The organism is Mesorhizobium sp. L-8-3 (assembly GCF_016756615.1).
Lineage (GTDB): Bacteria > Pseudomonadota > Alphaproteobacteria > Rhizobiales > Rhizobiaceae.
This window is the reverse complement of the sequence record NZ_AP023262.1, coordinates 5,784,051-5,796,555: the sequence shown is the minus strand read 5'-3', so window position 1 is coordinate 5,796,555 and position 12,505 is coordinate 5,784,051. Positions and strand designations below refer to the sequence as shown.

Annotated in this window: 13 protein-coding genes; 9 read left to right on the top strand and 4 right to left on the bottom strand. The window is 64.3% G+C overall.

Annotated features, from left to right (window positions below; genetic code table 11):
- Positions 1–25 precede the first annotated feature (25 nt).
- Entirely contained in the window at positions 26–805 is a 780-nt protein-coding gene (locus tag JN302_RS26910; protein WP_202329761.1) for an IclR family transcriptional regulator, read from the top strand.
- Between the two features lie 54 nt (positions 806–859).
- Here JN302_RS26910 and JN302_RS26905 read toward each other — a convergent pair whose 3' ends face one another.
- The gene (locus tag JN302_RS26905; protein WP_202329760.1) at positions 860–1,972 is read right to left on the bottom strand and encodes a LacI family DNA-binding transcriptional regulator; all 1,113 of its coding nucleotides are present in this window, start codon (positions 1,970–1,972) and stop codon (positions 860–862) included.
- A gap of 45 nt (positions 1,973–2,017) precedes the next feature.
- On the opposite strand from JN302_RS26905, the gene JN302_RS26900 reads away from it, so the two are divergent.
- From JN302_RS26900 to JN302_RS26885, 4 genes are read left to right on the top strand one after another with little or no spacing between them, the layout of a single operon-like run.
- The gene (locus JN302_RS26900; protein ID WP_202329759.1) at positions 2,018–3,112 is read left to right on the top strand and encodes a fatty acid desaturase family protein; all 1,095 of its coding nucleotides are present in this window, start codon (positions 2,018–2,020) and stop codon (positions 3,110–3,112) included.
- A 26-nt stretch (positions 3,113–3,138) separates the two neighbouring features.
- Positions 3,139–3,459: a MocE family 2Fe-2S type ferredoxin gene (locus JN302_RS26895; protein WP_202329758.1), complete on the top strand. Its 321-nt coding sequence runs from the start codon at positions 3,139–3,141 to the stop codon at positions 3,457–3,459.
- 16 nt (positions 3,460–3,475) lie between these two features.
- The gene (locus tag JN302_RS26890) at positions 3,476–4,717 is read left to right on the top strand and encodes an NAD(P)/FAD-dependent oxidoreductase (RefSeq protein WP_202329757.1); all 1,242 of its coding nucleotides are present in this window, start codon (positions 3,476–3,478) and stop codon (positions 4,715–4,717) included.
- Positions 4,714–5,514: a 3-methyl-2-oxobutanoate hydroxymethyltransferase gene (locus tag JN302_RS26885; protein WP_202329756.1), complete on the top strand. Its 801-nt coding sequence runs from the start codon at positions 4,714–4,716 to the stop codon at positions 5,512–5,514. The genes JN302_RS26890 and JN302_RS26885 overlap by 4 nt, the downstream gene beginning before the upstream one ends.
- 149 nt (positions 5,515–5,663) lie before the next feature.
- Here JN302_RS26885 and JN302_RS26880 read toward each other — a convergent pair whose 3' ends face one another.
- A complete protein-coding gene (locus tag JN302_RS26880) occupies positions 5,664–6,110 on the bottom strand; it encodes a PaaI family thioesterase (RefSeq protein WP_202307124.1) in 447 nt (148 codons plus the stop codon).
- 156 nt (positions 6,111–6,266) lie between these two features.
- On the opposite strand from JN302_RS26880, the gene JN302_RS26875 reads away from it, so the two are divergent.
- The 4 genes from JN302_RS26875 (at position 6,267) to JN302_RS26860 (ending at position 9,631) form a co-directional block, all read left to right on the top strand.
- Complete coding sequence (locus JN302_RS26875; protein WP_202329755.1) at positions 6,267–7,088, top strand: enoyl-CoA hydratase; 822 nt, start codon at positions 6,267–6,269, stop codon at positions 7,086–7,088.
- Between the two features lie 142 nt (positions 7,089–7,230).
- Positions 7,231–7,752, top strand: a complete 522-nt coding sequence (locus JN302_RS26870; RefSeq protein ID WP_202329754.1) for a CoA-binding protein — start codon at positions 7,231–7,233, stop codon at positions 7,750–7,752.
- A gap of 178 nt (positions 7,753–7,930) precedes the next feature.
- Entirely contained in the window at positions 7,931–9,214 is a 1,284-nt protein-coding gene (locus JN302_RS26865) for an O-acetylhomoserine aminocarboxypropyltransferase (protein ID WP_202329753.1), read from the top strand.
- A 54-nt stretch (positions 9,215–9,268) separates the two neighbouring features.
- On the top strand, positions 9,269–9,631 hold the full coding sequence (locus tag JN302_RS26860) for a cupin domain-containing protein (RefSeq protein ID WP_202329752.1): 363 nt from the start codon (positions 9,269–9,271) through the stop codon (positions 9,629–9,631).
- A 141-nt stretch (positions 9,632–9,772) separates the two neighbouring features.
- Here JN302_RS26860 and arsK read toward each other — a convergent pair whose 3' ends face one another.
- Together arsK and JN302_RS26850 are read right to left on the bottom strand one after the other, a co-directional pair.
- Complete coding sequence (gene arsK / locus JN302_RS26855; RefSeq protein WP_202329751.1) at positions 9,773–11,035, bottom strand: arsenite efflux MFS transporter ArsK; 1,263 nt, start codon at positions 11,033–11,035, stop codon at positions 9,773–9,775.
- Positions 11,035–12,504 (bottom strand): flavoprotein, encoded by a 1,470-nt coding sequence (locus JN302_RS26850; protein ID WP_244845957.1) that lies wholly within the window; start codon positions 12,502–12,504, stop codon positions 11,035–11,037. Before JN302_RS26850 ends, arsK begins: the two co-directional genes overlap by 1 nt.
- Position 12,505 lies beyond the last annotated feature (1 nt).

Below are 12,505 nucleotides of genomic sequence, written 5' to 3'. Positions count from 1 at the left end.
CGGAAGCTCAGAGATGCGAGAGGCCATGGACGGCGAAAAGACCCCAACGGAACAAGGCGTCGTCAAGTCCGCGACGCGGGCGCTCGATCTTCTCGAATATATCGGCCGCTGGGGCGCGGAGAAAACCCATTCCGAGATCGCCGAGGAGCTCGGCATCCCCAAGAGCAGCCTCACGCAGCTTCTCAAGACCTTGGTCAATCGCGGATACCTGGCTTACGTCCCGGCCACCAAAGGCTATGAACTCGGTACCGCCGTGGCCCGGCTGGCGCGGCATGCAAAAGGCGGCAGCGAGGTCATCCCCGCCGCCGAGAGCGTGCTCGAATGGGTCACGCTGCAAACGCAGGAATCGTGCGCGCTTAACGTGATGAGGGGGATGTCATCGCAGGTGGTCGCCTGCGTGACGAGCCCGCGCAGGCTGCTCTACCACATGCGGCTGGGCGACACCGCTCCCCTCTACGCCACCTCCGGCGGCAAGGCGCTTCTTGCATTCCTGCCGGACGAGATGCTGAAGGAGTACCTGGCGCGGGTCACGTTCGAGCCGATTACGCTGGCCACGATCCGTACGGTCAAGGCCCTCATCGATGAACTGGAAGTGGTGCGTCAGAGCGGCGTGGCCTACGTGGTCGAGGAGTTCACGCCGGGGATAGCCGGCGTGGCGCGGCCACTTCTGGACGAGTCCGGCTTTCCGCTAGCCTCCATCAACATCGCCATCCCCATGCCGCGGTTCAACGACGCCGTCCGAGACCACTGCGTAGAGGTCCTCGGCGAGGCCGTTGCGACCGTTTCGCGCAGACTGGCCGGTTAGTTCGCAAGGCTCCCGTTCCCGCGACAACGGACAAGCTCGGCCCGATGAATTCAGTCAGGTCGTGTTCTCGGAAATGACGATGTTGAACGGGAGGGCCTCGGGCCGCGACAACTCGGTTCCCATCGTCTGCACGGTACTGACGGCTTCGTCGACCAGTTGCCGCGTAAATTCGCGCACTGGCGTCGCGATGACCATTGAGACGGTTCCCGCGAGAAGCGCCTGGCGCGAGCTTGGAGTGATCTCGTTGACGACGAGCGACACCGTTCTCTCCCGACCCCTTGCCGTCAGGGCCTCCAGCGCGCCCTCGAAGCCGCCGCTGGCGACGTAGACGCCGACCAGATCGTCGTTTCTATCCAGTAGCTGTCCCACGGCCTGCCTCACGGCGTCGGAAGACTCGGCGACAGCGGCCGTGTCAACGATCGCGAAGTGGGGGCAGCGTTCCCGCATATAGGACCGGAAACCCAACTCCCGCATTTCCTGGGCGCTAAAGTGGTAAGCGCCCGTGACCAGAGCCACCCGTCCCGGGCGCAGGGCCGTATGGGCAATTCCCCAGGCCGCCGTCCGCCCGGCCTGCCGGTTGTTGACGCCGATATAGGCGTGGCGGAAATCGACCGCGAAGTCCGACAGAATGGAAAATGTGAACACCTTCCGCTGACGCAGGCCGAGGATGGTATCGCGCAACTCCGCACTGTCCGGAGCCATCATCGCGATCGCGTCGCAATGGCCGCCCATTTCGCGGGCGAGCCTGACCGCCTCTGCTGGTGAATTGTCCGAGTGATAATAGAAGGCGAGTTCCACCTCGGCAGTCGAATGGCGTGCCGCCGCCGCCCGCAGGTCGGCTTCGATCTGCTGATAAAAGGCGTGGTGCCGCCGGCGGATGGCAATGCCAAGACGCATATGCTGGCGCGGCGCCGGCGCGCGCGCTCTCAGGATCGGTAGCCCGTGATAGCCGAGCGCACGGGCGGCGTCGTAGACCTGCTGCGCGCGCTTGCCGCTGACCGGCGCCCTTCCGTTCAGCACCCTGTCGACCGTGGCGAGGCTCACTCCGGCAGCCTTTGCCACGTCCGAGAGAGTTATCCGCTGCGACCCGGGTTCCTCAGTAATGACAGTTTCTTTCATTGAATGATGATTTTGAGGGAAAATATCAAGACGAGTTGAATTCGGCAAGCTGCTTCGCGATTGTCGCACAACCAATCGTGACGGGAGGAGACGATGCCAGGCGAACCGCTACGCGACTACAGCCTCGCAGGACCGAGTTCACGCGCCGCCGTCGCGGCGGGCCTGGCCGCTGCCGAATGGTACCACACCGAGATTCCACGCAGGGAAATGAAGGCGCTGATGCAGCGCAGCGACGGACCCGCCATCAGGGACACGCTGCTGTGGTTCGCGCTTCTGGCGGCGAGTGCTGCCGGCGGCGTCCATTTCGACGGCTCGTGGCTCGCGCTGCCCTTCTTCGCTCTGTATGGCGTGCTCTACGGTTCGGCGTCGGACTCACGCTGGCACGAATGCGGCCACGGCACCGCCTTCCGGACATTCTGGATGAACGACATGGTGTATCAGCTTGCCAGCTTCATGGTCATGCGCGAGTCCGAGGTGACCCGCTGGAGCCACGCCAGACACCACACAGACACACTGATCGTCGGGCGCGATCCTGAGATCGCCGTCAAGCGGCCACCAAACCTGCCGCTGATCCTGCTGAGCTTCCTGGCCGTGGGCGGCGTCTGCAACTCGATCGTTTCGATGGTTCGCCACAGCCTCGGTCGGCTGACCGGGGAGGAGCGCGATTTCATCCCCGAGGCCGCGCGGGCCAAAGTGTTCACGACCGCGCGCGTCTGGCTGGTGATACATCTCGGCACCGTCGCGCTTTCGCTCCTGCTGCGGAGCTGGATACCCGTCCTGCTGATCGGCGTGTTGCCCACCATGTACGGCGCCTGGCTGGCGCGGCTCTTCGACCTTACCCAGCACGCCGGATTGGCCGAGGACGTACTCGACCACCGCCTCAACTCGCGCACAGTGATGATGAATCCGCTGTTCCGCTTCGTCTACTGGAACATGAACTACCACGTCGAGCACCACATGTTCCCGATGGTGCCGTATCATGCGCTGCCCCATCTGCACGAGATGATGAAGCACGATACGCCGGTACCATATCCGAGCCTCTGGGCGGCCTATCGCGAAATTGTCCCTACGGTCTTCAGGCAGGCTCGCGATCCCTACCATCATGTGGAGCGCATACTGCCCCCAACGGCGAAGCCCTATCGCCATGAGCTTCATGACCTCGCGGTCATGCCGCAGCCCGTTCAATGAGAACCGAAGCTTCGGAGGAGGAAGTCATGGCTGATCACGACTGGATTGATGTCTGCAGTGTGGACGACGTCGACGAGGAAGACGTCGTCCGCTTCGACCATCAGGGAAAGACCTATGCCATCTCCCATGCTCCCGGCGGCCGGTTCTTCGCAACGGACGGTCTGTGCACGCACGAGCAGGTCTCTCTAGCCGACGGGCTGGTGATGGACCACGTGATCGAATGTCCCAAACACAATGGCAGGTTCGACTACCGGTCCGGGCAGGCGCTGAGCGGCCCGGTGTGCAGGAATCTCGGCGTCTATGCCGTCAGGCTCGACGGCGGACGGGTCCAGATCGCGGTCGCTTGAGATGCGGGCGCGAGGAATGGTCATCGTCGGTGCCGGCGAGGCCGGCTGCGCGGCCGCGCTCGGCTTGCGCGCCAATGGCTACGGCGGTCCGGTCGCGCTGATCGGAGAGGAAGCTCAAGCGCCTTACGAGAGGCCGCCGCTCTCCAAGCCGCCGACGAACGGCGGCGCGATCGAACCGAAACCAATCGTTACCCCGTCGGGACTGGCTTCGGCGGGGATAACATTCCTGGAATCCACCCGTGTGGCGTCGATCGACCGCAGCGCGCAGACCGTTGCGGTAGGTGATGGCGGCATCTTCGCCTATGACAAGCTGCTGCTGGCGACCGGCGCGAGCCCACGCCGCCTGAATGAGTTGCCGACACATGAGCGCATCATGACCGTGCGTACGCTGGACGATGCTCGCCGGTTTTGCCGTGCCGTACGCCCGGGAGTCAGGCTCGCCATGGTCGGCGCCGGCTTCATCGGTCTCGAACTGGCCGCGTTCGCGCGGCAACGCGGCGCGGAGGTCGTCGTGCTGGAGGCGCAAGAGCGTGTGCTCAAGCGCGGCGTACCGGCACCCATCGCGGCGATCATTGCCGCACGTCATTCGGCCGAGGGCGTGCGCATCATGGCCAACGCGCGCATCGTCGAAGCGAGCCTCGGACCATCGCAGGTGGCGATCCGGCTGGGAACGGGCGAAACGCTTCTGGCCGACCACGTGGTCGTCGGTGTCGGCGCCTCGCCGAACGACGGGCTGGCGCGCGCAAGCGGTCTTGCGTGTGATGACGGGATCGTGGTCGACGGCAGCCTTGCCACTCTTGATCCGCACATTTTTGCCGCTGGCGATTGCTGCCGTTTTCCGGTCGCTCTCTATTGCGGCCGCCATGCGAGGCTGGAAAGTTGGCGCAGTGCGAGGGAACAGGGCGAGCATGCCGCTTCGGCCATGCTGGGCGATCCCGCGCCATTCGATGCTGTTCCATGGTTCTGGTCGGATCAGTATGAGCTTGGGCTGCAGGTGGTGGGCCTGGCGGAATTGTCGGCAGGCTCCGTCGAGCGCAAGCTGCGCGACGATGGGCTCATCGTGTTCGATCAGGCAGCGGATGGCCGTCTGCTCGCTGCCAGTGCAATCGGCCCGGGCACATCGGCCGCCAGGGAAATCAAGGTTGCCGAGCAGCTCATCAGAAGCCGCCGGGGCATCGATCCCGCACTGCTTGCCGACGGCGGCGTCAGCCTGAAATCGCTGTTGCGACCGGAGGCAATCGCGGGAGCTGCGTCGTGACAGCCAAGAAAACGACGATCGCCGATCTGCGGGCGCTCAAAGGCAAACGCCAGCTCATCATGTTGCGCGTCGAGAGCATCGAGGAAGCGGCAGCGGCCGAGCAGGCCGGAATCGACATGATTTCAGTGCCGCCACATCTTCTGAAGCATCCGCAGTTCCGGGAGGCGGTTCCCACGGTCTTCTGCGTGGTAAGCCTGAGCTACGGCGTCTATCTAACGCCGAAAGACTATCTTCGGGGTGCCTTCGAGGCTCACCGGGCCGGTGCCGACGCGGTCTATTGCGCAGCCAGCATGCGTGTCGTCAGGCGCCTCGCCGAAGAGCGGATTCCGGTCTGCGGCCATGTCGGGATGATCCCTTCGCAGATCAGCTGGACAGGAGGCTTCAGGGCTGTCGGCAAGACCGTCGAGACAGCGATGGAGGTCTGGCAGCGTGTCCGCGACCTCGAAAAGGCCGGCGCGGTCATGGCCGAGATCGAGGTGGTGCCCGAGGACGTGGCGGCCGAGATTTCGAGGCGCACCTCGCTCGTGCTGATATCCATGGGTGCGGGGGCAGGTTGCGACGGCCAGTATTTGTTCGCGACAGACGTACTTGGGGCGCACAGGGGCCACTATCCACGTCACTCCAAGACCTACCGCAATTTCGTCGCCGAATTTGACCGGCTTCAATCCGAGCGTATCAGTGCCTTTCGCGAGTTCGCGGATGACGTCGCCACCGGGGTCTACCCGGCCGCGGGACACGTTGTTTCCGTGAATGGCCAAGTGCTTGCGGAATTCATCAGAAGGCTCGACCAAGCCTGACCGAGACAGTCGCGAGGTGGCCTGACCCGATGGGTGTCGAAGGAGCGCACGGTAATCGATTGGCCGACCGCTGCCCGGTGGGGCGCGCTGCGCCGCGATACAAGTGATGGACGCATATCGCCTGGCTTATAAGGTGCCTGAGGCAGCGCTTACCGCTTCGGCGGGATCGAATAGGTTCCCGTCGCATGCGCGACCGTCTGCCGGTCGGGGCCCGCGACGATGTCGATGTCGAAGACCATCAGGCTCCTGCCGAGCTTCAGGATACGGCAGTGACCGTCGATCGGGCCGGCCTCGGCCTTGCGCACGAAATTGATGTTGAGGTTCGTTGTCACCGACAGCGCGTCGGGACCGGCATGGGTGAGCACGCAGACATAACCGCCGATGTCGGCCAGCGTGAACAGGGACGGGCCCGACACCGTGCCGCCCGGCCTCAAGTGCCTGTCGTCGGCGTTGAGCCGCACCGTGCAGCCGCCCGGGAACACGTCGACCGCGTGATAGAATTCGAACTGCTCGTTGAGTTGGGGATAGACCTTCCTCAGGAGGTCGTTCACTTCATCCGCCGTCATCAGCGGCTCGAGCCTGGCCTGTGCTGGCATTCCTGCTCCCTGTCCTTGGGGCCGGGACGGCGTCCCGGATTCTTCCGTTTCCGTAAACGGAAGCCAGAAGACACATTTCGGTGCTGTTCTTCAACCCGGCGCGTGATAGTTCTTTGGCCGAAAAGTCCTATATCAAGGCCGAATGGAGTCGCCGCCATGGCGGAAGTCGTCGCGTTGAAACGCAATCACGAGCAGGGGCCGGTGCATGCCGCGCTCGACGGCGGCATTCTTCGCCTCACGCTCATGAACCCGCCGGCCAATGCGCTTTCGCTCGCCTTCATGGAGGCGCTGCAGGCCGAGCTCGACGCGGCCCGCGACGACAAGGCCGTGCGCGTCGTCGTGATCTCCGCCCCGGGCAAAGTGTTCTCCGCCGGCCACGACCTGAAGGAACTGACCGCGCATCGGAGCGATCCGGACCGGGGCAGGGCGTTCTTCGAGCTGACCATGGGGCGCTGCGCGGCGCTGATGCAGTCTATCGTGCGCCTGCCCAAGCCCGTTATCGCCGAGGTCGACGGCGTCGCGACCGCTGCCGGATGCCAGCTCGTCGCCAGTTGCGACCTCGCCATCGCCTCCGATCAGGCCAGCTTCGCCACGCCCGGCGTCAATATCGGGCTGTTCTGCTCGACGCCGATGGTGGCGCTGTCGCGCAACGTCTCGAACAAGCACGCGATGGAGATGCTCCTGACCGGCGAAACCATCGACGCCGGCACGGCGCGCGAATTCGGCCTCGTCAATCGTGTGGTGCCGCGCGAATATCTCATCCAGGTCGTGACGAAATATGCGCAAACCATTGTTTCCAAATCACCCCTGACGCTGAAGATCGGCAAGGAGGCGTTCTACCGGCAAGCCGAGATGGGCCTCTCGGAAGCCTATGACTACACCGCGCGGGTGATGGTGGAGAACATGCTGGCCCGCGACGCCGAGGAGGGCATCGGCGCCTTCATCGGCAAGCGCAAGCCGGAGTGGACAGGCGAATGACATTCCGTCTCGCCGCGCCTGGCCGGTGATCCGCCCAGTCGGTTAGAGGACGGCGACTTCCGCGACACCGATCATTTCCGCATGATAATTTCTGCGGCGACCCCGCTGGCTTTCTGGCCGAGGCGCTGTATGAGGACGAGGCATGAACCACGATCGCTACGACAACGACTACATTTCCGGCATCCTGAACTCCGTGCGCACCGTTGCTGTCGTCGGCGCCTCGGCCAATGACGTTCGGCCGAGCTTCTTCGTGACCAAATATCTGGTCGACAAGGGGTTTGTCGTCTACCCGATCAATCCCGGGCAGGCGGGCAAGGAGATCGCCGGCAGGCCGACCTATGCCCGACTGGCGGACGTGCCCGAGCCTGTCGACATGGTCGATATCTTCCGCGCCTCCGATGCCGTGCCGCCGATCGTCGACGAGGTGCTGGCGCTCGACCCGCTGCCGAAGGTGATCTGGATGCAACTCACGGTGCGCCACGATGAGGCCGCCGCCAAAGCGGAAGCGGCCGGCATCAAGGTGGTGATGGATCGCTGCCCCAAGATCGAATACGGGCGCCTCTCCGGCGAGATCGGCTGGAACGGCGTCAACAGCCGCGTGATCTCGTCCAAGAAGCCGATCATGCGGCAGGGCTTCCAGAGCTTCGGCGTCAGGGGGAGATAGGGGAGCGAATAGCGAGTAGCGAATAGCGAATAGGGGGCGGACCGGGAGCGGCGCTCCATTTCCTTCGCCCTACTCGCTATTCGCTATTCGCTCATTTTTTCAGCAATTTCTTCTTTGCATTCGCCGGCTTGGTCGGCCAAGAATGCGCCGGTTTTTCAGGTGTCTCAGGGAGATGGACATGTCGCAACGCGCCCCAGGCTTCAACACGCTCGCCGTTCATGCCGGTGCCAAGCCGGATCCGGCGACAGGCGCGCGCGCCGTTCCGATCTACCAGACCACGTCCTATGTTTTCGACGACGCCGACCATGCCGCCTCGCTGTTCGGGCTGAAGGCCTTCGGCAACATCTACACCCGCATCATGAACCCGACGCAGGCCGTGCTCGAAGAGCGTGTGGCCGCCCTCGAAGGCGGCACGGCCGGTCTCGCGACCGCCTCGGGCCATGCGGCGCAGCTCCTGGTGTTCCACAACCTGATGCGGCCAGGCGACAATTTCGTCGCCGCCAGAAAGCTTTACGGTGGTTCGATCAACCAGTTCGGCCACGCCTTCAAGAATTTCGGCTGGGAGGTGCGCTGGGCGGAGACGGAGAATATTTCGAGCTTCGAGAGCCAGATCGACGAACGCACCCGCGCCATCTTCATCGAGAGCCTGGCCAATCCCGGCGGCGAGTTCGTCGATATCGAGGCGATCGCCAACATCGCCCGCAAGCACGGCCTGCCGCTCATTGTCGACAACACGCTGGCAACGCCCTACCTGCTGCGGCCGATCGAGCACGGGGCCGACGTCGTGGTCCACTCGCTCACCAAGTTCATCGGCGGCCATGGCAATTCGATCGGCGGCCTGATCGTCGACGGCGGCACCTTCGACTGGTCGAAGTCGGGCAACTATCCGATGCTTTCGGAGCCGCGGCCCGAATATGGCGGCATCGTCCTGCACGAGACCTTCGGCAATTTCGCCTTCGCCATCGCCGCGCGCGTTCTGGGACTACGCGATTTCGGGCCGGCAATCTCGCCCTTCAATGCCTTCCTGATCCTCACCGGACTGGAGACCCTGCCGCTGCGCATGCAGCGTCATTCCGACAATGCCCGCAACGTCGCCGAATATCTGCAGAAGCACCCGAAAGTGGCCTGGGTCTCCTATGCCGGCCTGCCGGGCGACAAGAACCATACGCTGCAGCAGCGCTATTCGCCGCTCGGCGCCGGGGCGGTGTTCACCTTCGGCCTGAAGGGCGGCTACGATGCCGGCGTGAAATTCGTCGAGGCGCTGGAGCTTTTCTCGCATCTGGCCAATATCGGCGACACCAAGTCGCTGGTCATCCACCCGGCATCGACCACGCATCGCCAGCTCTCCGACGAGCAGAAGACGGCGGCCGGCGCCGGGCCGGAAGTGGTGCGGCTTTCGATCGGCATCGAGGACGTGGCCGACATCACCGCCGATCTCGAACAAGCGCTGGCGAAGATCTGAACTGGCGAAGATTGGCCCTGCGTGGCATGGATGGCCGACAAAAGGGAGCCTTCCATGCCGTCACCGCGCTTCGTTTCCATCGATATCTCGGCCGTCGAGCCCGAGGCCGGCGCGCCCACACCCGAGCGGCTGATCTCGGGCGATCCGAAGTTTCGGACGTGGAATGTCGAGGAGACCGAAGGCGGACTCTATGCCGGCGTCTGGGAATCCACGCCCGGCAAATGGCGCATCGAATATGACGAGTGGGAGTTCTGCCACATCCTCGCCGGCGTCTCGGTGATCGCCGAGCAGGGCGGCGAGGCGCGCACCGTGAAGGCCGGCGACAGCTTCGTGCTGCGGCCGGGCTTCAAGGGAAGCTGGGAAGTGCTTGAAACAACTCGCAAGGAATATGTCATCCTGCTTGCGCCATCCGGATGAGCGGCGGGATCGCCATCCACAAATGGCGCTTGTTGGCGCATCGGTTCGAAGCTTGCGCTCAATTCTCGGAAGGCGCGACGCGCGTCGATACGAAGTGGTGGAGCGTCGTCCCTTGCACGTCCGAATGGGCGCGCGGGCGCTCTATGCGGTGGTCTGCCGCCCGCTCGTCGGCACGGCCTCTCCTTGGGCGGGCGTGAACGCGAGCCGCCGAATACGCGCGACCTCCACGAACGCCGCCAAGCCGAGCGCTGCGACAACGACGAACAGAAGCAGGGCGGACGCAGCCCCGAAATGATCGCTGGCGACCGCAAACGTAAAAGGCGCCATCGCTGCGAGAAATTGCCGGACGCGCGCCATTCGACCGAGCCGCTCGCCGTAAGAAGCGCTTCCGAACAGCGCGAGGGGAAGCGTTCCCTGCACGATGCTCTTCAGGCCCGATCCGAAACCCAGGAGAATCGCAAATATGGCGGCGCCTGCGACCATCGGCGCGGTTCCGATGACGATCAGCGCCGCTGCCGGCAGCATCGAGGCCGCCACTATGGTGATGAAGAGCGGATGGCGCCGCACGCCGAAGATCATGTTCACGAAGCGGACGAGGACCTGAGCCGGGCCGAACAAGGCGGAGACCAGCAAAGCAGACGCCCCGAGCCCAAGGGCCTGAAGCATCGGGACCATCTGCGCAAGCACGGCCGACAACAGGAACCCGGAGAGCGCAAAACCCGCCGTTACGAGGATGAGTGCGCGAGGCTGCAGTCGCACAGGCAGCTCCGGCCCATCCAACAGAGGCGAAGACGATGGCATGCCCACCGTCGTTCGACCGGCTCGCGCCGCCGACAGGACCAGATGAAACGGAAAGCAGATCAGGGCGTTTGCGCTTGCGAAGAGCAGAAGCACGCCGCGCCAGTCCAGAAGGCCGTGAAGCCAGGTCGTCAGCGGCCAGAACAGGGTCGAAGCGAAGCCCGCGATGAGCGTGAGATGCGTGATGCGTTTTCGCGCGCCCGCTCCAGCCGTCTGCACGATCGCGGCGAAGGCCGCATCGTAGAGGACGAGGGTCGAGGCAATCTCGATCGCGATCAGACGCAGGGTGAACGCGATCGGGTTCGGTGCAATGGCCGTCAATGCCAGTGCGACGGCCGACGCGATTGACCCAACCGCCATGACGAGGGCTGCGCCGTGGCTGTCGACATATCGTCCGACAGCAGGTGCGACCAGGCCGCCGAACAGCAAGGCGACCGAAAACGCGCCGTACACCCACGAGACGGGCCAATGGAACTCGCCGGCCATGTCTCCCGCCAGAATGGCGAAGCTGTAATAGAGCGTTCCATAGCCGATGATCTGGGTGGCGCCGAGCATCCAGACGACGGCCGTTGGCGGCAGATGGATCGATCCGACCCGGTGAAACATCAAGCAACCTCGCCTGCGGGTGCGCCATTCTTGCCGGAACCGCAGCAACCCGATGCTTCCACCTTTGCCGGCATATTAGGCCACTCGCCGCAGCCGCAGCCATCCGAGCCGAGATTCTTGGCGGTCTCATCCGCCGCGCAGCATGCATCGGCCCTGGTCGTTGCCGGGCCTCCACAGCAACCGGCCTTCTCGTTCTCGGGATCCGGAAACTGCGTCACGCAGACGCCCGTCTCCGGCAAAACGAGCCGGACATTCTCGGCGGCTTCCATGTCGCCGGCGAGGGCAGCCGCGATCGAACGGACCTGCTCGTACCCGGTGAGGAGAAGGAACGTCGGTGCCCGACCGTAGCTCTTGATACCTGCCGTGAAGAACCCCTTTTCGGGATGCGCCAACTCCCGAAAACCGTGGGGTGGAACCGACCCGCAATAGTACTCGTTCGGGTCGATCAACGGTCCAAGAGCCCTGGCGCTTTCCAGCCAGGGATCGAGGTCGAGCCGCAGTTCGCGCGTCAGGGACAGGTCAGGACGCTGCCCGGTCGCGGCAATGATCCGGTCGACCGGTCCGATGATCCGCCTTCCCTCAGCCGTGTCCCCTTCGACGACAAGCCGGCCGTTGTCTTCACGCAGGGCGAGGATGGAAAAGCCCGTCGTCAGCCGGACGCGACCGCTCTCGACGAGTTCCCTCGTGGCGTCACCAAGTTCGCCTCTTGCCGGCAATTGGTCGGCGTCGCCCCCGCCGTAGATGCGAATGAGATTGGTGCTGCGCGTGACCCAAAAGAAGCGGGTGTCGGGCTCAACCCTGGCGAGACGCGAAAGGTCGAGCAGCGAATTTGCCGCCGAGTGGCCGGCTCCGACGACCAGCGTCGTCCGGCCTGCATAGTCGCTACGGTGCCGCCCCAGCACGTCGGGAATGCCGTAGGCGATCCGGTCCGCGAATTCCGCCTCGCCGTCGGCCGGAATGCCGCTTGAACCAAGCGGATTGGGGGTAGCCCAGGTGCCTGATGCATCGATGACGGCACGGACGCGTTCGCGACGTGTGCCGCCGGCGGCCCTGATCGACAGAACGAAGGGGCGTTCGTCCCGGCTGCGACTGACCACCTTGTCCAGCCCCAGGCGGGAGATTGCCTCCACGCGTGCTCCCGTCTCGACGATCCCGGCGAATTCGGGTGTTCGGGCGAGGGGCGCGAGGTACTCGCCGACGATCTCGTTTGCGGTGGGAAACGCATCGGCTGCAGGCATCCGCCAGCCATGCGGCTCGAGCAGGCCGATCGCAGCCGCATCGACGCAATAGCGCCACGGTGTGAAGACCCTGACATGGCCCCAATCGCGCATGTTCCAGGCAATGGAACTCCCGGCTTCATACACTCTTGCCGGAAGGTTCCGCGTGATGAGATGTGCCGCCGCGGCCAATCCGACCGGTCCGGCACCGATCACCGCGATAGGAAGCGAGTCAGAAGATGTCGTTGGCATA